Raw genomic sequence first — 20,363 nt, forward strand, 5'->3', positions numbered from 1 at the left:
TTGACGCGAACCGGTGTCCACTTCGCTCGAAAACGCTCTAAGCGCCTGCTGCCGGCATTGCCGCCATATCCTCGGCCACAAATTCGTATTAGTGCTTCTGGTCAGCCTGATCCTGAACGGGTCCGGCTCGCAAAGAGGATCGATTGTCAGCCGACGACAGCCAGAACGGGGGGAAAATCGCGTCCGCCGCTCGCCGACGGGCCCTGCGGTTGCGCCACCGCGCCTCCCGCCCGGTCAGGCGCCGGCGCCGCCGCCTCAGCCACCCCGGCGCCAATGGCAGTTTTGGACGGTGGCGATCTTCATCCTGCTGGTTGCCGGCGTCTGCATTCGTGCCTACCGGGACCTATCGCAACCGGAGGCCTGGCACTACTGGAAGGACCAGTATGTCTCGCCAAGCCTGACATCCCAAGTGATCGATGCGCTGCACCTCGATGGTTCGAGCCGGGGGCGCCGCGCCCTGTTCGTCAGCGGCACGATCGGCCCCGCCGCGGCGAGCTGGTTTCGCAGCAGGCTGGACCAGGCCAGCCTCGCACCCGGTGACATCGTCTTGTTGGCCTCTCCCGGCGGTGATTTGAACCAGGCCGTGATCATGGGCGAGATCATCCGGTCACGGGGGCTAGCGACCGCGGTAGGCGCCGCCGACGCTGCGGGCCGCATCAAGCCCGGTTACTGCGCCAGCGCCTGCGTGCTGGCCTATGCCGGCGGCAAGGCCCGCTACGGCGTATTGGGCTCGGCATTGGGCGTTCATCGGTTTGTCACGACCAGGCCCGTGAGCGATCCCGTCGCAGAGGCCCAGCGGATATCAGGCGCGGTGTTGGGCTACATGACCAAAATGGGGGTTTCATCCTCGATCGTGGAAGCGATGTCCGAGACCAGGGACATTCGCTGGCTCAGCCCCAAGCAGGCGCTGGCGATGAACCTCGTCACCGACCAGCTCGGAAAGCCCTGAGCCGGCCGAGTGCCGACCCCCACGAACAGACTGGCTTTCCGGATTTTGTAACAGCGTTTCAACGTGCTGAGACACGCGCACGTACGGCAAAAATTTGCCTTGCCGGGCATTTTTAGTCCCTCACGCTGCCGAATTCAGTTATGCAAAGGCGCGGGAACCGGCCCTGCGCACGCAAAGGTGCATGCGCGAACCGGATTTCCACTGCCGGCAAACACACAAATACAAGAGAAACCATGCCCTGAACGGCTCCTCGGCCGTCTCTTGCGGCAAAGCTACAAAAGCAGACGCGCGTGCAGCTCTACCTCCCGATCGCCGACATTCCGGTCAATGTTTTCCTCATCCTGGCGATGGGCGCGGCGGTCGGGTTCGTCTCCGGCATGTTCGGGATCGGCGGCGGCTTCCTGATGACGCCGCTGTTGATCTTCGTCGGCATTGCGCCCGCGGTCGCGGTCGCCTCGGTCGCCAGCCACATCGCAGCGTCCTCGTTCTCCGGCGCGATCTCCTACTGGCGGCGGCGCGCCATCGATCCCGTCCTGGCGGTGGTGCTGCTGAGCGGCGGCAGTTTGGGCACGGCGCTAGGGGTCTGGACCTTCACGCTGCTGCGCTCGCTCGGTCAGCTCGATCTCATGATCGCGACGTCTTACGTGATCCTGCTGACCACCGTCGGCGGCCTGATGTTCTGGGAAGGCCTGCGGGCGCTGCTCCGGGCCCGCCGCGGCGGTCCGGTCACCACGCGCCGCCCGGGCAGCCATGTCTGGATTCACGGCCTGCCGCTGAAGATGCGCTTCAAGCGCTCGAAAATCTATCTGTCCGTCATTCCGGTCGTCGTGATCGGCCTGGTCATTGGCTTCATCGGTGCCGTGATGGGGATCGGCGGCGGTTTCATCCTGGTGCCGCTGCTGATCTATGTGCTGCGGGTGCCGACCTCGACCGTGATCGGGACCTCAATGGTGCTCACCCTGGTCACGATGGTGTTCGCCACCATGCTGCATGCCGTGACCAATCATCTGGTCGATGCGGTGCTGGCGCTGATCCTGATGGTCGGCGGCGTCACCGGCGCCCAGTTCGGCGCCCGCGCGGGGCAGAAAATCCGCGGCGAGCATTTGCGGCTGCTGCTCGGGCTACTGGTTCTCGCCGTGGGCATTCGTTTCGCCGTTGAACTGGTGATCCGGCCCGAGGATCTCTTCACCGTCCGGGAAACGGGAGTGACGGGATGACCGCACGCCTGGCCCGCACGCTCGGATGGCTTGCGCTGGCCGCGGTGCTTGCGGCGTCGCCGGTTCGGGCCGAACGGCTAATCGTTTCGGTATCGAATCATCGCGTCACCGTGACGCCGAACTATTCCGGCGAGGAGCTGGTGCTGTTCGGTTCGGTCGAGAAGGACGCCAGCACGCCGGCCAATCGCATCTACGATCTCGTGGTGACGGTTGCCGGCCCGCGCGCCGACATGGTGACGCGCCGCAAGGAGCGCCGGTTCGGGATCTGGATCAACACCGACTCCCGGCAGTTTCTCCAGGTGCCGACCTATCTGGCGCTGTTTTCCAACCGCCCGTTCGACGCCATCGCCTCGCCCGAGGTGCAGCGGCGGCAGCAGCTCGGGCTGAACAACGTGCTGCTCACCCAGCGCGTCGGGCCCGACTACGCCGACGTCGTGCCGGACGATGCGTTCCGCAGCGCCTTCGTGCGGCTGCGCAAGCAGCATGGCCTTTATCGCGAGGAGACCTCGGCGGTGACATTCCTGACGCCGACGCTGTTCCGCACCGGCATTCCGCTGCCTGCGGAGGTGCCGATCGGTCTCTATAATGTCGAGATCAAGCTGTTCGCCGAAGGCGCGCTGGTGGCCAAGACCGACACTGCGTTTGAAATCGTGAAAGTCGGCTTTGAACAGTTCGTTGCGACGACCGCGCGCCAGAACGGATTTGTCTATGGGCTCGTCACTGCGTTCATGGCGCTGATGACAGGATGGATGGCATCGATCGTGTTTCGGAAGGATTGAGGCGTCAATGCGTAGGACGGGTATCGCTTCCGCCTACGCTCGTTGAGCTACGGCGGACAAGTCGAGCTACGGCGGACAAGTCGTTCCACCTATCCTACGATCTCCCGGCAAAAAACCCCATTCCCATCGCGACGACGCTGAGCAGCATCGCCGCAGTGGACAGCCATCCCAGCCAATAGAGTGGCCCCTTGATGACGTAGCGGTCCATCACGTCCCTGCGGCGGGCCATGAGCATCAGCAGCACCATCACCGGCACGGCGAGCACGCCGTTGATGACCGCGCTCCAGTACAGCGCCGAGATCGGATTGATCGGCGTGAAGTTCAACGCGATACCTATGCCAGCCGAGAGCGCCAGCACCGCGTAGAACGCGGCGGCGGCCTTGGGCCTGCGCGCGAGCCCGACCGGCCATCGCCGTCCCTCCCCGACCGCATAGGCGGCGGCGCCGGCGAGCACCGGAATTGCCAGCAGTCCAGTGCCGACGATGCCGAGCGCAAAAATCGTTTCAGCGAACGCGCCGGCGATCGGACGCAGGGCTTCGGCCGCGTCCGCCGAGCTCTGGATATCGGTCTTGCCGGCCGCATGCAGCGTCGCCGCGGCGGTTACGATGATCGACAATGCGATCAGGTTGGAGAACGCCATGCCGACGATGGTGTCGGCGCGAATGCGATTGAATTCCTTCTGCGCGCCGTGATGCTTTTCGACCAGCGGCCGCTTCGCCTTGTCGACGCGCTGGTCTTCGGCTTCCTGCGAGGCCTGCCAGAAGAACAGATAGGGCGAGATCGTGGTGCCGAAGATGGCAACGATGGTGGTGAAATAATCGACACTCCAGGCCGGGCGCGGAATGAGAATGCCGGCGAGCGCCTCGCCCCACGGAACCTTGGCAAAGGCGAGCGCGGCGACATAGGCAAACAGGCTGAGCGTCAGCCATTTGAGCGCCAACACGTAACGCCTGTAGTCGAGGAAGATCTGCGCCGCGACCGAGGTCACGCCGAACAACAATACATAGAAAATGCTGTGGCCGCCGATTAGCAGTTTCGTGGCGTCCGCCATGGCGCCGAGATCGGCGCCGATGTTGATGGTGTTGGCAATGAACAGCAGCGCCACCACTACATTGAGCAGCCAAGGCGAATAATGCCGGCCCGCGTTGCCTGCGATACCATGCCCAGTGACGCGGCCGACGCGCGCGGAGATTTCCTGGATCGCCGCCATCAGCGGAAACGTCAGCAGCATGGTCCAGCCGATGCCGTAACCGAGCTGTGCGCCTGCCTGACTATAGGTGCCGATTCCCGACGGATCGTCGTCGGACGCGCCAGTGATCAGGCCCGGCCCGAGTGCTCTCAGCGCATCACGGAAGCGAAACGAACGATGTGCCTTGGCCTGCGCTGCCGGTTTGTTGTTTCCGGTTCCCGTATGCGCGTGGCGCTTCCGATGCGACTTGTTGCGAACTGACATGCCAAGGGTCCAGCCCCGGCGACAACGAACCTGACTGGAACAGGTTCCAGACCACGAGCTTGTCCGTTGCCTCCGGGTGGTCCGTCACGCAGCGCCTAGCGGCTCGATAACCGTCGCTACGCCCGGCTCCAGAATTCGCAACCGCGGTCCAAAACCCAGGGTGTCGAAGGTGGCGCGCAGATCGTCCGCACTTTGGCGGAAATGCTTCCAGCCTTCCGTATGTACGGGCACGATCACCGCATCCGGGAATGCGCGCGCGGTCTCGATCGTATCGTTGGTGTCCATCGTGATGTGGAAGGGGCCGCGGGTTTGCGCCGCGCCCGCGAACGGCAGCACCACGCCGGCCTTGAACCGCTTCGCCACTTCGGCAACGCCGTCGTACCAGACGGTGTCGCCACTGATGTAGATCGGACGGCTGCCCGGCTTGCTCGACGAAACCACGAAGCCGATCACGTCGCCCGCGAGCGGCTCGATTCCCGCCGGGCCGTGACGCGCGGGCGTCGCGGTGATGGTCAGCGAATGACCGTTATTGCCGGTCAATTCGGTCGACGCCCACGGCGCAAAGCCTTCGGCATGGCCGCCGAGCCGCTTTGCGCCAACCTCCGTCGTCAGCACGCGCTTGGCGGATTTGAGAAAATCGCGCCCGGAATGGTCAAGATTGTCCGAATGCTGGTCGTGGCTGAGCAGCACGGCATCGACCTCGCCGACATCATGCGCGCTAACGGCGGGACCGACCAGTTTTTCCAGCTTCACATGCGGCAGTTGATAGGCACCGGGCTCGTCGAACGTCGGATCAGTCAGCAGCCGGAAGCCGTCGAGTTCAATGAGCGCCGTCGGGCCGCCGATCAGGGTGATGGTAACTGTCATTGACTTGCTCCTTACGAAGATTGAACTGCAGCCGCGGCGGGACGTGTCACCAGATAAATGCCGAGCGCTACGGGAACGATGCCAAGCAGGTCGCGCAACTCCATGTGCTCGCCGAGTACGAGGAAGGCGAACAGCATGCCGAGCGGCGGCATCAGGAAGTGATAGGCGCTCGCGGCCGTCGCGCCGCAGACCTTCAAGAGGTGAAACCAGAGCAGGTAAGCCAGGATCGATCCGCCGAGCACGAGGAAAGCGAACGCGCCGGCGAGCCGCGCGCTCGGCACGATGTCACTGAGGCTGGAAAGCGTGAACGCAAACGGCAGCAGCACGACGCCCGCGGCGAGATTCTGCACGCCATTGCCGACCCAGAGACTCCCTTTCGGCGCCAGCACCTTGAACAGGATGGTGCCGAGGACGATCGAGGCCAGCGAGGCCAGCGTGAACAGGATGCCGTGAAAGCTGTCCGTGCCGACCGACATGCGGTGCCAGACGATGAAGGCGACGCCGGAGATGCCGAGCAAAAGTCCCGCCACCTTGCGCCAGGTCAGCGCCTCGCCGAGAAACAATGCCGCAAGCACAGCAGTGAAAACCGGATTGGCGCTGACAATCAGGCCGCCGAGGCCGGCCGATACCGTCTGCAGCCCGGTATAACCGAGACCAAGATAGAGCGCGTTGTTTGCGACGCCGAGGATGGCGAAGATTCCGGCGTCGCGCCAGGTCAGCGAGGACCATGCCTCGCCGCGCAGCGCCGTGATGCCGAGGATCAGGACTCCCGCGAGCGAAAATCGCGCTGTGAGCAGGATCAGCGGCGGACAGTCGGTGACGCCGACCTTGCCGGCGACGAAAGCAAAGCTCCAGAGCAGACAGAACAGGCCGATATAGAGCGGTAACAGATTGAAGCCGGCGCGGGGGACCGCGACCGAAGGGGCGAGCGACATGGATAGTCTCCTTCACCCCTGATCTAGGGTCTTGCCTTGATATTTGGAAATTAAATGATAGACTGATGATCAGTGGATTTACAAATGGAGCATTCACATGCTCGATCTCGAACTGCTGCGCAGCTTCGTCTCCGTGGTCGATGCCGGCGGCTTCACCCGCGCCGGCGAGCGCGTCCACCGCACGCAATCGACGGTCAGCCAGCAGATCAAGCGGCTGGAAGACGATTTCGGCCAGCCGCTGTTGAACCGCAACGGCAAGGACGTGACGCCGACGGAGGCCGGCGAGCGGCTGCTTTCCTATGCGCGGCGGCTGTTGTCGCTCGCCGAGGAAGCCCGCGATGTGGTGGCGCGGCCGGAAAGCGAAGGTGCGATCAAGCTCGGCATCCCCGAGGATTTCGCCGCCTATCGTCTCGCCAAGTTGCTGGCGACGTTTTCGCGCTCGCGGCCGGGCCTGCGGCTCGATGTGCGCGCCGACCAGAGCACGTATCTCAGGCGCGACATCGAACGCGGCGATCTCGATCTGGCGCTGCTCAAGCGCGACGCCGGCGAGAAAGGCGCGATCGCGGTGTGGCCGGAGAAGGTGCATTGGGTCACCAGCAAAACCCATCCGATCGATATCGACGCTGGCTCGGTTCCGCTGATCGGCTTTCCCGCCGGCTGCCTCTATCGTGCGCGCGCGATCCATGCGCTGGAAAGCGCCGGGCGCTTCTGGCACATGGCCTATACTTCTTCCGGCCTCGCCGGCATCCAGGCCGCGGTCGCTGCCGGATTGGGATTGAGCATTCTCTCCGACATCGCGATCCAGGCCGGCCATCGCGTGCTCACGGCGAAGGACGGCTTTGCGCCGATCGACAAGACCGAACTGGCGCTGGTGGCCTCGCCCGACGCCAGCCCCGCAACGCTGCGGCTCGCCGACCGCCTCGCCGAGTTCTGCGACAGCGTCGACGCGAAGGCGGCGTAGAGCAGCACGGGAGGTGCGCTCCCTCTCCCGCTTGCGGGGGAGGGCCGGGGTGGGGGTGGTGCCGCATAACAGATGTTCGAATTCCGGGAGAGACCCCCACCCGCCGCGCTCTTCGAGCGCGTCGACCTAAGAGCGAGCTTCGCTCGTCTCGACCCCGCAAGCGGGAGAGGTAAGAAACGCCCCGCATCAGATGCTCAATAACACCTTGACGCGGCAATCGCGTGCACACGGTTGTCGCCGAGCACATGCGCCATCAGGCCCGGCATTGGAAAAATCTTCGCAAACGCGGGATCGCGGATGCTCAGGCCCCCGGTATAGGCGCCGAAGGCGGGCATCACCGCGCGCTCGCCGTCACTGGCAAAGCACCTCCGTTCCATCGATCTCCCCCTTGTGGCGACGCGCGCCTTGGGATGCAGATGGCCGGCGATTTCACCCGCCGCCCCCGTCGGCTCATGGCGGAACACGATCGGCCCGATCGCGACTTCGTTCGCCACAGTGCCGCCGAGGTCGGGCGGCAGCGCCGGATCGTGGTTGCCCGAGATCCAGATCCAGTCGCGCCGCGCCTGCATTGCCGAGAGCGCGTCGCGATCCGGCGCCGACAGCCGCTGATGCGCGTCGCGATCGTGAAAACTGTCGCCGAGCGCAATCACCATGCGCGGGTCGTGCCGCGCGATCACGGCGGCGAGCCGGCTCAGCGTCGCCACGGTATCGTAGGGCGGCAGCAGTACGCCGCGCACGGCAAAGCTGGAGCCTTTTTCCAGATGCAGGTCGGAGACGACGAGCAGGCGCTGCTCCTGCCATAACAGCGCGCCGGAGAGGTCGGCGCGGAACGTCACGTCGGCAACCATGACCTTCGAGGCGCGCATCTGTTGATCGTCTCCCGAAGACTGCGCCCCTGCCGTCACGTGCCTTCCCGCTTATCCCATCGCCTCTTTGACGAGCTCGTCGGCGGCCTCCGCCAGCAACTCATCGCCTGCTTCGCCATAAACTGACTCGCGGCCGATTTCCAGCATCACGGGAACGGCGAGCGGCGAAACGTGTTCGAGTTCCCGATGGCTGATTCGCCCGTGAATACGCGAGAGCATATCACCCAGACGCTTGAGATCGAGCAGGCCTGTCGCGGCATCGGCGCGCGCGGCGCGCAACAGCACGTGGTCCGCCTGATGTTTGCGCAACACATCGTAGATCAGGTCGGTCGAGAACAGCACCTGGCGGCGGGATTTCTCCTCGCCGGTGAAGCGCCGCGCGATCAGGCCGGAGATGATGGCGCAGGTGCGGAAGGTACGCTTCATCAATGCGGATTCGGCGAGCCACACCTCGAGGTCGTCGCCCAGCATGTCCGGATCGAATAACGCGTTGAGATCGAGCTTGCCGTGCCGGATCATGAACGACATATCGCCGAGGCCCCATACGGCAAGTGCATACTCGTTGGCGACGAAGCCGAGCGGCCGCACCCGCGCCCGCTCCATCCGCCGTGTCAAGAGCATGCCGAGCGTCTGGTGCGCCAGCCGGCCCTCGAAGGGATAGCAGACGAGATAATGCTTGTTGCCGCGGGGGAAGGTCTCGATCAGCAGTTCTTGCACCGCCGGCACGCGGGAAAAATCCCTCTGCAACGATAACCAGTCGCGCACCTGATCGGGCAGCGCATTCCACGCGCGCCGGTCGTCGAGCAATTTGCGCACGCGCTCGGCGAGATAGGTCGAAAGCGGAAACTTGCCGCCCATATAGGACGGCACTTTCGCGTCCTTGTCGTTGGCACGCGAGACATAGACCTGATCTTCGGCCAATGCCTCGTAGCGCACGACTTCACCGCCGAACACAAACGTGTCGCCGATCACGAGGCCTTCGATAAAGGCTTCCTCGATCTCGCCCAGCATCCGCCCGCCGCGGCCGAGCGCACCGGTCGAGCCGGACCCGCCGCTGCGCGAGCGCACCAGGCGAACCTTCAGCATGGTCTCTTCGACGATGGTGCCGACGTTGAGGCGATAGCTCTGCCGCACTTTTGGATTGGCGACGCGCCAGCGACCCTGCTTGTCCTGCTTGATGCGCGCAAAGCGTTCGTAGGTCTTCAGCGCATAGCCGCCGGTGGCGACGAAATCGACGACATCGTCGAAATCGGTTCGCGTCAGCAAGGAATAAGGCGCCGAGGTCAGGACTTCCGCATAGAGTTCGTTGGAAAAAAACGGCTCGCCGCAGGCGCAGCCGAGCACGTGCTGCGCCAGCACATCGAGCGCGCCAGTACGCAACGGTGGCGTATCCTGCGCATTCTCCGCAATGGCGTCGATCGCGACGCGGCACTCCAGCACCTCGAAACGGTTGGCCGGGATCAGGACCGCGCGCGAGGGTTCATCCAGTCGGTGATTGGCGCGGCCGATACGCTGCATCAGCCGCGAGGAACCTTTCGGCGCGCCGACATTGATGACGAGATCGATATCGCCCCAGTCGATGCCGAGATCGAGCGAGGACGTGCAAACCACGCCGCGCAGCTTTCCCGCCGCCATCGCGTCCTCGACCTTGCGGCGCTGGGCGACGTCCAGCGAGCCATGATGCAAGGCAATGGCAAGGCCGTCGTCGTTCATGCGCCAGAATTCCTGGAACAGCATTTCAGCCTGGCTGCGGGTGTTGACGAAGATCAGCGTGGTCTTGTTGCGCCGGATCAGGTCATACATTTCGCCGAGCGCATGGCGCGCGGTATGGCCGGCCCAGGGCAACCGCTCCTTTGTGTCGAGCATCTCGACGATGGGCGCCGCCGCGCCACCGGCCACGACGATATCGGCTGACACGTCCTTGCCGTCGCGCTGCGGCATCAGAAACCGCGCCAGCGATTCCGGCTCGGCTACCGTCGCGGATAGTCCGATCGCGCGCATCTCTGGCGCCAGGCGCCACAACCGCGCCAGGCCAAGCGACAACAGATCGCCGCGCTTCGAGGTGACGAGCGCATGCAGTTCGTCGAGCACGATGCGTTTCAGCGACGAAAACAAAAACGGTGCGTCGTCGGACGACAGCAGCAGCGCCAGTTGTTCCGGCGTGGTCAGCAGAACATCCGGCGGATAACGCCGCTGCCGTTGCCGCCGCGACACCGGCGTGTCGCCGGTGCGGGTCTCGACCTTGATCGGCAGCCCCATCTCGGCAATCGGCGCTTCCAGGTTGCGCGCGATGTCGACTGCGAGCGCTTTCAGCGGCGAGATATAGAGGGTGTGGAGACCGCCGGTGCGTTTGACGCTGCGGCCGGTGGACATGAGGCTTTTCGTGCCCTCGCGCCGTTGGACGGAAGGGCGCGAAAGCTCCACCAGCGTCGGGAGGAAGCCGGCCAGCGTCTTGCCGGCGCCCGTTGGGGCGATCAGCAGTGCCGAACGATCGTCGCTGGCCTTTGACAGTAGCGCGAGTTGATGCTCGCGCGGCGACCAGCCGCGCGCGGCGAACCAGCGCCGGAAGCGGTCGGGCAGCAACGCAGCCGTTTCAAGCGGCGTGAGGGGCAAGGGATCGAGCGACGGCACACCAGGAGAAGTAAGCCGTTGGAGCGGGTTCGTCGAGGGCCTGGCAAGTCACCTCGCCCCGCTCGTCTCGTGTCCCGGGCGCGGTGCAGCGTGCAACGCTGCGCCGCAGAACCGGGACCTGCCGCAGCATTGTGGACCCCGGATCAGCAGCGCACCACGCCGCAAGGCATAGCGCGTCAACAGACGCGCGTAAACGCGCTGCTGGCGCTGCGCAGCATCCGGGGAACGCCGTCCGCCTCCTACTCCGTCACCGGCTTGTCGGAGATGTCCCAGTCCTTGCCGTTGAAGATCGAGATGTAGAGCGTCTTCATCGGCGTGTAGTCCTCCGGCGTGTAGCTGTAGTTCACGCCATCGAGGAAATAGGGCGAATGGAAGCCCGCCAGCGTCGTGGCCTGCTTGAGCACGTTGGCGCGGGTGAGTTCGTCGCCGCAGCGGCGCAGGATTTCCGCCATCGACGCGACCTGGCCGTAGCCGGCAAAGGCGATGGTGTTATCAGGGTCGACGTTCGGCAAATATCTTTTGCGCAACTCCTCGAACGCCATCACGTCCGGGTCCTTCTCGAAGCGCGGCACGCCGACTTCCTTGGCGTAACGGATGGCGACAATGCCGGTTGCGTTTTCGAGGCCGGCGGCGGTGAGAATTGAACGGCCGGTCGATCCCGCCGACAGCAGGTGCAGCGGCTTCCAGCCGAGTTCAGCCACTTTGCGGATCGACTGCGACGACGCCTTGCCGGTCGAGATATTGTAGAAGACGTCAGCGCCGGATTTAGAGAGATTGATGATCTGCGAATCGATCGTCGGCTCGGTCAGATCGTAGGTCTGCTCCATGGTCACCTTGGCGGTACCGCCGGCATCCGCCAGCACCTTCTTGAAGGGACCGAGAAAATCGCGGCCGAAATCGTCGTTCTGGTAGAGGATGCCGATTTTCGCGTTCGGCTTCACGCTCACGACATGCCGGGCGAGAATGCGCGCTTCGGTCGGATAGAGCGGCAGGCCCGCCATGGTCCATTTGAAGTTCTTAGGGTCGTTCCATTTCGACGCGCCGGTATTGAGCAGCAATTGCGGCACGCCCTTTGAATTGAGATATTTGTGCACGGCAGTCTGCGGCGCGGTGCCGAGCGAGCCGTACAGCGCCAACACTTCCTCCTGCTCAACCAGCCGCCGCGTCGCCTCGACGCATTTCGGCGCGCTGTAGGCGTCGTCCATGGTGAAGAATTTCACCTTGCGTCCGTTGATGCCACCCTTCTCGTTCAGCATCTGGAAATAGGCTTCGCCGACACGGCCGAGCACGCCGTAGAGCGAGCCGGGACCGGAATGCGGCACGGTCTGCCCGATCTTGATTTCGGTGTCGCTGGCGCCGGGATCGTATTTTTTCTCCGCGGCCCAAACGAATGGCGCGGGCAGCGTTGATGCAAAAGCGGCAGCGAGCGCGGTGGCGCCGAATTCACGGCGAGTCTGTTTCTTGTTCATTGTTATTTCTCCCTTATGGGAGCTTTGATCAGGCATTCCGGCGTCCCTGGCAATAGCTGACATGTCGCACGCAATCCCACCATTCGCGGTGTGCGTAGCGCCTAGACTCAAGTTTTCGCGGCGACGGCGACCAGGCCAGGAACCGGCACATGATCCTCGTTGCGGGCGGATAATTCTTCGAGGCGGGATAATTGTAGGCCGCACCCCTCGACGGCCGCGCGCACGTAAGCCGCGGCGTGCGCGTAGCGGAGGCCCTGCCCGAGCCTGACACCCTCACCGTCATGGGTTTCCGTGGTGAAGGCGATGAGACCGCCCGGCACCAACACGCGCGCTGCTTCCGCCAGCATGGGAGCGATGTCGGCGACATAAACCATGGCGTCCGCGGCGAGAATGAGATCGGCGCAGGCTTCCCTCCTTGCGCGCAGGCCCTGCAACATGTCCGCGACTTCCAGCTCCGCATAAAGGCCGGTGGCGCGCGCCCGCTCGACCATGCGCGGCGACAGATCGACGCCGATGAAATGATCGACCTCCCTGGCAAACGCCGACGCCGCCAGCCCGGTGCCGCAGCCGAGGTCGATCGCGCGCTTGAAGAACGCCGGCTTGCGCGCGGCTGATCGCACCGCCAGCACCGCCTTGAACAACAGTGCCGGGCCGCGATAACCGAGATCGTCCACCAGCGAGGATTCAAACCGCGGCGCATATTGATCGAACAGCGTTTGCACATAGGCTTGCGGCATGCCGGTCAACGGTTCGGCGCCGAGCCGCATCAATCGAAGTCCGGCGCCGCGGCGGTCGCCCGGATCGCTGGCCTGGGCCTGGCGAAACGCCGAGATCGCCGCGTCATGCTCGCCGAGTTGCTCGCGGATATCGGCGAGCGTGAACCAGGCGGAGGTGAAATTCGGCGCCAGTTCGATCGCCTGCATCAGCAGATCGGCGGCGGCCGCAAGATCGCCCTTCAATTGCAGATCGCGCGCGAATTCGAACCGGCGGTCGGCCATCAGATCGCCGGAAGACAGAAACAGGCGGGCAGGCATGGGTTCCCAAGCTTGTCATTGCCGGGCTTGGCCCGGCCATCCATCATAAAAAGCAGACTCTTCAAAAGATGGATGCGCGGGTCAAGCCCGCGCATGACAGCTAGACATCACACGGCTGAACATCGCGGGGAGACGCCCTATATAAGCCGGATGCGTCCGCACGACATCCTGTTGCCAGTTGCTGCCGGCCTGTGCTGCAAGCCGGGCGGCTTCCATATCGATCCCGTTCGCCCGGTCGAGCGCGCCGTGATTACCCATGGCCATTCCGACCACGCCCGTCCCGGCCATGGCGCCGTGCTCGCCACGCAGGAAACGCTCGACATGATGCGGCTGCGCTATGGCGACAATTTTGCGCGCAGCACGCAGGCGATAAGCTATGGCGAAGAGGTCCGCCTCGGCGACGTCAAGATCAAGTTTCACCCGGCGGGCCACGTACTGGGCTCGGCGCAGATCGCCGTTTCCTGCAAGGACCTCTGCATCGTTGCATCCGGCGACTACAAGGACGCGATCGATCCGACCTGTACGCCATTCGAAGTCGTGCCCTGCGACGTCTTCATCACCGAAGCCACCTTCGGCCTGCCGGTGTTCCGCCATGGCGATGCGGCGGATGAGGTGAAAAAGCTACTCGTGTCCGTCGCGCTGTTTCCGGAACGCGCGCATCTGGTCGGGGCCTATTCGCTCGGCAAAGCGCAGCGCGTGATCGCGCTGTTGCGCGAGCAAGGCTACGACGCGCCGATCTATCTGCATGGCGCGATGGAAGGGATCACGCGCTACTATGAGAGCCGCGGCATAGCGCTCGGCGAGCTGCGGCTGGTGAAGGGCATGAAGAAGGCCGACCTCGCCGGCACCATCACGCTGGCGCCGCCGACGGCTACCTCTGACATTTGGACGCGGCGATTCCCCGATCCGGTCACGGCGTTTGCCTCGGGCTGGATGCGGGTGCGGGCGCGCGCCCGCCAGCGCGGCGTCGAACTGCCGCTGGTGATATCCGACCACGCCGACTGGGACGGGCTGACCGCCACCATCGCGGCCACCGGCGCTGGCGAGGTCTGGGTCACGCACGGCCAGGAAGACGCGCTGGTGCATTGGTGCAGGGCGCGCGGGCTTGCCGCGCGGCCGCTCGATCTGGTCGGCTACGGTGATGAGGAGGAACACGAGGTGGTGGCGGCCGACGAGGCCGAGACATGAACCGCTTTGCCGAACTGCTTGACCGACTCGCCTACGAGCCCGGCCGCAACAACAAGCTGCGGCTGATCACGGCCTATTTCCGCGACACGCCCGATCCCGACCGCGGCTACGCGCTGGCGGCGCTGACCGGCGCGCTGTCGTTCAAGCACGCCAAACCGGGGCTCGTTCGGGACCTGATCATGGATCGTACCGATCCGGTGTTGTTCGGACTGTCCTATGATTATGTCGGCGATCTCTCGGAAACGGTCGCGCTGATGTGGCCGAAGGGCGGGGTTGGCGACGGGCAATCTTTGCTGGGCCACCCCTCTCCCCCGCCCTCCCCCGCAAGGGGGGAGGGAGCGCAGTTGAGTCCGCCGCAATCATCTCGGGACAAACTAAAGGCCACATCAACAACTCTCACCGTTCCCTCCCCCCTTGCGGGGGAGGGTCAGGGAGAGGGGTACCACACGGGTGGTGCCAATAATGAACCGCGAAGCCACAACAACCCGCCTCCCCCCACCCTCTCCGAAGTCGTCGTTACCCTTCGCACGCTCGGTAAGACCGAGCTGCCAGGCCAGCTCGCGCGCTGGCTCGACGAACTCGACGAGACCGGCCGCTGGGCGCTGCTAAAGCTGGTCACCGGCGCGATGCGGATCGGGATTTCGGCGCGGCTGGCGAAAACGGCCGCGGCAGCGCTTGGCGACAAGGATCCGCACGAGATCGAGCTGATCTGGCCGGGGCTCGCCCCGCCCTATCTCGAATTGTTCGCCTGGCTGGAAGGTCGCGGCGAAAAACCGGTCAACCGCGATCCGGCGCCGTTCCGCCCGGTGATGCTGGCGCATGCGATCGAGGATACGGATTTCGCCAGTCTCGATCCGGCCGATTTCATCGCGGAATGGAAATGGGACGGCATTCGCGTGCAGGCAGTAAGCGGTCGCGACGAGCGCGGGCACATGCAGGCGCGGCTCTACTCGCGCACCGGCGAGGACATCACCAACAGCTTTCCCGACCTCCTGCCGTCGCTGCATCTGCCCGGCGCGATCGACGGCGAGCTATTGGTGTTGCGCGATGGCCGCGTGCAGACCTTCAACATATTGCAGCAGCGGCTCAATCGAAAGGTCGTCTCACCGAAATTGACCAAGGACTTTCCGATTCACCTGCGCGCCTACGACCTGCTCGGCGACGACGAGAACGACCTGCGCGAATTGCCGTTTATCGAGCGCCGGGCGCATCTTGAAGTGTTCGTCCGCAAGCTGGACGACCCGCGCATTGACCTGTCGCCGACCATTGCCTTCGATAGCTGGCAGGCGCTGATGGCCGCGCGCGCCGACCCCGCCAGCGCCGGCGCCGGCCAAGATGCCGATGCCGTCGAGGGCGTGATGCTCAAGCGCCGCGACGCGCCCTATCTGCCGGGCCGGCCCAAGGGCCAGTGGTGGAAATGGAAGCGCGATCCACACGTCATCGACGCCGTCTTGATGTATGCGCAGCGCGGCCACGGCAAGCGCTCGTCCTATTATTCGGATTACACCTTCGGCGTCTGGACCTCGGGCGAGGACGGCGAGCAACTGGTGCCGGTCGGCAAGGCCTATTTCGGGTTCACCGATGAAGAACTGTTGCAGATCGACCGCTTCGTCCGCCGCAACACTACGGAAAAATTCGGCCCGGTCCGCCATGTCGTGCATGAGCCGGACCAGGGGCTGGTGCTGGAAGTGGCGTTCGAGGGGTTGGCGCGCTCGCCGCGGCACAAATCCGGCGTCGCGATGCGGTTTCCGCGCATCAGCCGGCTGCGCTGGGACAAGCCGCCGCGTGAGGCCGACCGGCTGGAAACGCTGGAACGGATGTTGAAGGACGTGACGGCAAATTAACATTCCGCAGGCGCATGGCGGCCATTGACTGATATGAGCGGGTTCCCCATGTGCCCCGCCGTGCCTATAATGCGCACGACCCGCGAGGAGAAACCGATGCCCAACGACGTCCGAGACCTGCCGGCCAGCCATGACGGCCTGTATCGTTTTCTCGGCGGCTCGCCGCTGTCGGTGGCGTTCCGGCTGATCCTGTTGTCGATCCTGGTCGGCGTGGTGCTCGCCGCGATCGGGTTCGATCCCTGGAATATCGTGCACAGCATCCGCATGCTGTTCCAGCGGCTGTGGGATCTCGGCTTCGACGCCGTCAACTGGCTGTGGCGCTACTTCCTGCTCGGCGCTGTGATCGTGGTCCCGATCTGGCTGCTGTCGCGGCTGTTCGGCGCCCCGCGCGGGCGCTAGTCACTCATTGGGCGGTGGCAGCCGATGCAATTGCAATTTGTCGGCTGCGGCGACGCGTTCGGCTCCGGCGGCAGGTATAATACCTGCTTTCACGTCACGGGTAGCCGCGTCAATTTTCTGATCGATTGCGGCGCGTCGTCGCTGCCGGCGCTGAAGCGGCTCGGCCTTGCGCGCGATGCGATCGATCTAATCCTGATCACGCATTTCCACGGCGACCATTTTGGCGGCCTGCCGTTCCTGCTGCTGGATGCGCAGTTCACGCGTCGCTCCCGCCCGCTCGTCATTGCCGGCCCGCAAGGGATCGAGACAAAACTCGCCAGCCTGATAGAAGCGCTGTTCGAGCATTCATCGAAGACAAAACAGCGTTTTGATCTCTCGGTTGTCGCGCTTGAACCGGAGCAAAGCCGCACGTTCGGCGAGGTCAAGGTCACGCCCTATCCCGTCGTTCATGGCGAATCCGGTGGGCCATTCCTGGCTTATCGCGTCGAGGCGGAGAACCGCGTCATCGCCTACAGCGCCGACACCGAGTGGACGGAGACGCTGATCCCAGCGGCGCGCGACGCCGACCTGTTCGTCGCTGAGGCGTATTACTTTGACAAGATCGTCAAGAACCATCTGAGCCTGAAAACGCTCGCAGCGCATCTGCCCGAGATCAACCCGAAACGGCTGGTGCTCACGCACATGAGCGACGACATGCTCGGGCGGCTGGGCGAACTGCCCTATACCGCTGCCGAAGACGGCATGGTCGTCGAGCTCTAGGCATGCACTCGCCGCTAGCTCCATCGAAAGTCACGACAGCACAGGTGTTTGCCATCGCGGGTCCCGCGATGGTCGCAAACCTGACCACGCCGCTGATCGGCATCGTCTCGACCACGGCCATCGGGCGGCTCGACGACGCCACGCTGCTCGGCGGCGTGGCCTTGGCCTCGGTGCTGTTCGACTGCATGTTCTGGCTGTTCGGATTCCTGCGCATGAGCACGGTCGCCTTTACGGCACAATCGCTCGGCGCCGGCGAGACGTCGGAACTGCGCGCCATCCTGGCACGCGGGCTGATCGTGGCGGCACTGGTCGGCGCGGCGCTGATCGCTCTGCAGATCCCGCTCGCCACCGTTCTGCTCAACACGATGGGTGGCAGTGAGGGCGTCACGCGCGCGGCGAAAACCTACTTCATTATCCGGATCTGGTCAGCGCCGCTGGCGCTCGGCAATTACGTGGTGCTGGGATGGCTGGTCGGACAGGCCCGGGCCAAGCTGGCGCTCGGCACGCAGATCACGATCAACCTCATCAACGTGGCGGCAACCGTCGTGCTGGTGCTGGCGCTCGACTTCGGAATTGCCGGCGCCGCAATCGCCGCGCTGATCGCGGAAGCCGCAGGCCTGATGCTCGGATTGCAGATCGCCCGCCGGCTTTCGAAAGGGCAACTCGGGGTTTCCCGCGCGATGCTGTTCGATCCGGCCAAGCTGATGCGCATGCTCTCGGTCAACCGCGACATCATGATCCGCACCGCCTCGCTGATCGCGGCGTTCTTGTTCTTCACCGCACAGGGTGCGCGTGCCGGCGACCTGACGCTCGCCGCCAATGCCGTGCTCAACAATTTTCTGCTGTTCGGCGCCTTTTTCCTCGATGGCCTCGCCAACGCTGCCGAGCAACTCTGCGGCCGGGCCTATGGCGCCCGCAACAAGGCGGCCTTCGCCGGCGCCGTCAAGCTCGTCGTCATGTGGGGCTTTGGCTTCGCGCTCGCGGTCGCCGCCTGTTTCCTGCTGTTCGGGCCCGCGTTTGTCGACATGATGACGACAAGCGTGGAGGTGCGGCGCATCGCGCGCGACTATTTGCCGTTCGTGATTTTTGCGCCGTTGCTCGGCGTGTTCGCCTTTGCCTTTGACGGCATCTACATCGGCGCCACCTGGGCGCGCGACATGCGCAATCTGATGGTGGCTTCGCTGGTGATCTTCCTCACCGCGTGGTTTGCGCTGCGGTCGTTTGGCAATGCCGGACTGTGGGGCGCGCTACTGATTCATTACGCCGCGCGCGGTGGGTTAGAGGCGCTGCGATATCCGGCGTTGTTGAGGAAGTCGTTTGGATGAGAAGGGCGACGCTCTTCTCCCTCGCCTCGCTCTTGCGGGGAGAGGTGACTAGGGAGGCGCTTGCGCGACGAGCCTACCTCACCGGCCAGTCCTCGGCCGTGATTGTCGCTGCATCCGCACCGACGATTTCGGATAGCGAATCGCGCCCCGTGCGCAGCAAGGTCGAGGCGAGATCGTTTTTGATGTCGTCGACGAGACCAAGTCCCTTGTAGACCAGCGACGAATAGATCTGGATCAGGCTGGCGCCGGCGCGGATTTTGGTCAGCGCTGCGCCGCCGGAATCGATGCCGCCGACGCCGATCAACGGAAACGCGCCCTCGGTGCGGACATAAGTCTCCGCCACCATGCGGGTCGATAGTCGAAACAGCGGCCGTCCCGACAATCCGCCCTGCTCTTTCGCACGGGCCTGTTCGCGCAGGATCGAAGGGCGAGCCAGCGTGGTGTTGGCGACGATCATGCCGTCGACTCGGCGCGAGCGCGCGATGTGCACGACGTCGTCGAGTTCGGCGAGGCTGAGATCGGGCGCGATCTTCAGCAGCACCGGCGAATCCCCGGCATTCTTCCGCACCCGCTCGCGCGCATCGATCACCTTGGCGAGCAGTTCGTCGAGCGCTGCCGCTTGCTGCAAATTGCGCAGGCCCGGCGTGTTCGGCGAGGAGACGTTGACGGTGAAATAGCTCGCGACAGGTGCAAAGGTCTCGATCAGCTTGACATAATCGGCCACACGGTCGGACGAATCCTTGTTCGCCCCGACATTGACGCCGATAATGCCGCCATGGTGGGCGCGCGCCGCCAGCCGGCGCAAAGCGACTTCGGCGCCGTCATTGTTGAAGCCCATGCGGTTTATCACGGCTTCATCCCGCTCGAGCCGAAACAGCCGCGGCCGCGGATTGCCGCCCTGCGGTTTCGGCGTCACCGTGCCGATCTCGACAAAGCCGAAACCGAGCCGCAACAGCGCGTCGGGCACTTCCGCGCTCTTGTCGAAGCCCGCGGCCATGCCGATCGGATTGGGGAAATTCAGGCCGAATGCGCGTACCGCCAGTTTGTGGTCGTCGGCGCGCGGCTTGACCAACGGCAGTAGCCGCAGGCCCTGGATGGCCATGCGATGCGCGTCCTCCGGGTCGAACCAGCGCAACAGCGGCAGCGAGAAGGCGTCGAAAGCGCGGATCACGGGAGTAGCTCCGGAATGTCGTGCGTGCCATCGGACCGCGCGCGCATATCGAGAATGCCGGTTACCGCGCCGAGATCGAGTTCGCCGTAGAGATGCGGAAACAGTTCGTCGTTGCGCGAACGCTCCCAGCGCAACGCATCCCCCAGCGCGTCGGCGTCGACCGCGACCAGGAACAGCCCGGTCTGGCCGAAATAATGCTTGCGCGCGGTCTCGGCGACCTGGGACGCGGTCGAAAAATGAATGAAGCCGTCACGCAGATCGTCGCTACCTCCCCGGTAGACGCCCTGCCGTTCGGCCTCGCGCCAAGCCGAGGCGGGAGTGATTTTATAGATCGTGGGCACGGCTATCCGGACTTCCTGCTTGTCGTTGAGTCTTTTGGGATTTTCCCGGAAAAGGCCGGGCTGGCGGCCGACCGTAAAGGCGGCCCGCGCCTAACTCAAGCGCTGCGGTCACAGACTTCGGCTGGAAGAATTGCGCAAACCGGCCAAATGAGGCAATAATTCCTAGATCGCTTCA

At 64.4% G+C, this 20,363-nt stretch carries 18 protein-coding genes; 9 read left to right on the top strand and 9 right to left on the bottom strand.

Annotation, left to right across the window (positions count from 1 at the left end; genetic code table 11):
• The first annotated feature begins 289 nt into the window (after positions 1 to 289).
• The 3 genes from V1278_RS35600 (at position 290) to V1278_RS35610 (ending at position 2,945) form a co-directional block, all read left to right on the top strand.
• Entirely contained in the window at positions 290 to 949 is a 660-nt protein-coding gene (locus tag V1278_RS35600; protein ID WP_334383904.1) for a hypothetical protein, read from the top strand.
• A 290-nt stretch (positions 950 to 1,239) separates the two neighbouring features.
• The gene (locus tag V1278_RS35605) at positions 1,240 to 2,166 is read left to right on the top strand and encodes a sulfite exporter TauE/SafE family protein (RefSeq protein ID WP_334366346.1); all 927 of its coding nucleotides are present in this window, start codon (positions 1,240 to 1,242) and stop codon (positions 2,164 to 2,166) included.
• Positions 2,163 to 2,945: a TIGR02186 family protein gene (locus V1278_RS35610; RefSeq protein WP_334383905.1), complete on the top strand. Its 783-nt coding sequence runs from the start codon at positions 2,163 to 2,165 to the stop codon at positions 2,943 to 2,945. Before V1278_RS35605 ends, V1278_RS35610 begins: the two co-directional genes overlap by 4 nt.
• A gap of 94 nt (positions 2,946 to 3,039) precedes the next feature.
• Here V1278_RS35610 and V1278_RS35615 read toward each other — a convergent pair whose 3' ends face one another.
• From V1278_RS35615 to V1278_RS35625, 3 genes are all read right to left on the bottom strand, one after another.
• Entirely contained in the window at positions 3,040 to 4,398 is a 1,359-nt protein-coding gene (locus tag V1278_RS35615; protein WP_334383906.1) for an NRAMP family divalent metal transporter, read from the bottom strand.
• 84 nt (positions 4,399 to 4,482) lie between these two features.
• A complete protein-coding gene (locus V1278_RS35620) occupies positions 4,483 to 5,265 on the bottom strand; it encodes an MBL fold metallo-hydrolase (protein ID WP_334383907.1) in 783 nt (260 codons plus the stop codon).
• An 11-nt stretch (positions 5,266 to 5,276) separates the two neighbouring features.
• Entirely contained in the window at positions 5,277 to 6,200 is a 924-nt protein-coding gene (locus tag V1278_RS35625; protein WP_334366343.1) for a DMT family transporter, read from the bottom strand.
• Positions 6,201 to 6,297: 97 nt separating this feature from the next.
• Between V1278_RS35625 and V1278_RS35630 the strand changes: the two genes are divergently transcribed.
• Positions 6,298 to 7,161: a LysR family transcriptional regulator gene (locus V1278_RS35630; protein WP_334383908.1), complete on the top strand. Its 864-nt coding sequence runs from the start codon at positions 6,298 to 6,300 to the stop codon at positions 7,159 to 7,161.
• A 194-nt stretch (positions 7,162 to 7,355) separates the two neighbouring features.
• Here V1278_RS35630 and pdeM read toward each other — a convergent pair whose 3' ends face one another.
• From pdeM to V1278_RS35650, 4 genes are all read right to left on the bottom strand, one after another.
• The gene (gene pdeM, locus V1278_RS35635; protein WP_334383909.1) at positions 7,356 to 8,027 is read right to left on the bottom strand and encodes a ligase-associated DNA damage response endonuclease PdeM; all 672 of its coding nucleotides are present in this window, start codon (positions 8,025 to 8,027) and stop codon (positions 7,356 to 7,358) included.
• Between the two features lie 51 nt (positions 8,028 to 8,078).
• On the bottom strand, positions 8,079 to 10,640 hold the full coding sequence (locus tag V1278_RS35640) for a ligase-associated DNA damage response DEXH box helicase (RefSeq protein WP_334383910.1): 2,562 nt from the start codon (positions 10,638 to 10,640) through the stop codon (positions 8,079 to 8,081).
• 257 nt (positions 10,641 to 10,897) lie between these two features.
• Positions 10,898 to 12,127, bottom strand: a complete 1,230-nt coding sequence (locus V1278_RS35645; protein ID WP_334383911.1) for an ABC transporter substrate-binding protein — start codon at positions 12,125 to 12,127, stop codon at positions 10,898 to 10,900.
• A gap of 107 nt (positions 12,128 to 12,234) precedes the next feature.
• Positions 12,235 to 13,161: a class I SAM-dependent DNA methyltransferase gene (locus V1278_RS35650; protein ID WP_334383912.1), complete on the bottom strand. Its 927-nt coding sequence runs from the start codon at positions 13,159 to 13,161 to the stop codon at positions 12,235 to 12,237.
• A gap of 150 nt (positions 13,162 to 13,311) precedes the next feature.
• Between V1278_RS35650 and V1278_RS35655 the strand changes: the two genes are divergently transcribed.
• From V1278_RS35655 to V1278_RS35675, 5 genes are all read left to right on the top strand, one after another.
• A complete protein-coding gene (locus tag V1278_RS35655) occupies positions 13,312 to 14,349 on the top strand; it encodes a ligase-associated DNA damage response exonuclease (protein ID WP_334384324.1) in 1,038 nt (345 codons plus the stop codon).
• On the top strand, positions 14,346 to 16,193 hold the full coding sequence (locus V1278_RS35660; protein ID WP_334383913.1) for a cisplatin damage response ATP-dependent DNA ligase: 1,848 nt from the start codon (positions 14,346 to 14,348) through the stop codon (positions 16,191 to 16,193). The genes V1278_RS35655 and V1278_RS35660 overlap by 4 nt, the downstream gene beginning before the upstream one ends.
• Before the next feature lie 96 nt (positions 16,194 to 16,289).
• The gene (locus tag V1278_RS35665) at positions 16,290 to 16,592 is read left to right on the top strand and encodes a DUF6460 domain-containing protein (RefSeq protein ID WP_334383914.1); all 303 of its coding nucleotides are present in this window, start codon (positions 16,290 to 16,292) and stop codon (positions 16,590 to 16,592) included.
• Between the two features lie 24 nt (positions 16,593 to 16,616).
• A complete protein-coding gene (locus tag V1278_RS35670) occupies positions 16,617 to 17,351 on the top strand; it encodes an MBL fold metallo-hydrolase (RefSeq protein ID WP_334383915.1) in 735 nt (244 codons plus the stop codon).
• 2 nt (positions 17,352 to 17,353) lie between these two features.
• Positions 17,354 to 18,676: an MATE family efflux transporter gene (locus V1278_RS35675; protein WP_334383916.1), complete on the top strand. Its 1,323-nt coding sequence runs from the start codon at positions 17,354 to 17,356 to the stop codon at positions 18,674 to 18,676.
• 73 nt (positions 18,677 to 18,749) lie between these two features.
• Here the strand turns inward: V1278_RS35675 and V1278_RS35680 are convergent, their stop codons facing one another.
• The gene (locus tag V1278_RS35680; RefSeq protein ID WP_334366333.1) at positions 18,750 to 19,847 is read right to left on the bottom strand and encodes a quinone-dependent dihydroorotate dehydrogenase; all 1,098 of its coding nucleotides are present in this window, start codon (positions 19,845 to 19,847) and stop codon (positions 18,750 to 18,752) included.
• A complete protein-coding gene (locus V1278_RS35685; protein WP_334383917.1) occupies positions 19,844 to 20,188 on the bottom strand; it encodes a DUF952 domain-containing protein in 345 nt (114 codons plus the stop codon). The genes V1278_RS35680 and V1278_RS35685 overlap by 4 nt, the downstream gene beginning before the upstream one ends.
• Positions 20,189 to 20,363: the final 175 nt, after the last annotated feature.

It is taken from the genome of Bradyrhizobium sp. AZCC 1577, assembly GCF_036924575.1.
Lineage (GTDB): Bacteria > Pseudomonadota > Alphaproteobacteria > Rhizobiales > Xanthobacteraceae > Bradyrhizobium.

Coding starts and splice junctions, on each gene's coding strand:
- V1278_RS35610 (WP_334383905.1), top strand. CDS start 2,163: ATGACCGCACGCCTGGCCCGCACGCTCGGATGGCTTGCGCTGGCCGCG.
- V1278_RS35615 (WP_334383906.1), bottom strand. CDS start 4,398: ATGTCAGTTCGCAACAAGTCGCATCGGAAGCGCCACGCGCATACGGGA.
- V1278_RS35620 (WP_334383907.1), bottom strand. CDS start 5,265: ATGACAGTTACCATCACCCTGATCGGCGGCCCGACGGCGCTCATTGAA.
- V1278_RS35625 (WP_334366343.1), bottom strand. CDS start 6,200: ATGTCGCTCGCCCCTTCGGTCGCGGTCCCCCGCGCCGGCTTCAATCTG.
- V1278_RS35630 (WP_334383908.1), top strand. CDS start 6,298: ATGCTCGATCTCGAACTGCTGCGCAGCTTCGTCTCCGTGGTCGATGCC.
- pdeM (WP_334383909.1), bottom strand. CDS start 8,027: ATGCGCGCCTCGAAGGTCATGGTTGCCGACGTGACGTTCCGCGCCGAC.
- V1278_RS35645 (WP_334383911.1), bottom strand. CDS start 12,127: ATGAACAAGAAACAGACTCGCCGTGAATTCGGCGCCACCGCGCTCGCT.
- V1278_RS35650 (WP_334383912.1), bottom strand. CDS start 13,161: ATGCCTGCCCGCCTGTTTCTGTCTTCCGGCGATCTGATGGCCGACCGC.
- V1278_RS35655 (WP_334384324.1), top strand. CDS start 13,312: ATGCGTCCGCACGACATCCTGTTGCCAGTTGCTGCCGGCCTGTGCTGC.
- V1278_RS35660 (WP_334383913.1), top strand. CDS start 14,346: ATGAACCGCTTTGCCGAACTGCTTGACCGACTCGCCTACGAGCCCGGC.
- V1278_RS35665 (WP_334383914.1), top strand. CDS start 16,290: ATGCCCAACGACGTCCGAGACCTGCCGGCCAGCCATGACGGCCTGTAT.
- V1278_RS35670 (WP_334383915.1), top strand. CDS start 16,617: ATGCAATTGCAATTTGTCGGCTGCGGCGACGCGTTCGGCTCCGGCGGC.
- V1278_RS35675 (WP_334383916.1), top strand. CDS start 17,354: ATGCACTCGCCGCTAGCTCCATCGAAAGTCACGACAGCACAGGTGTTT.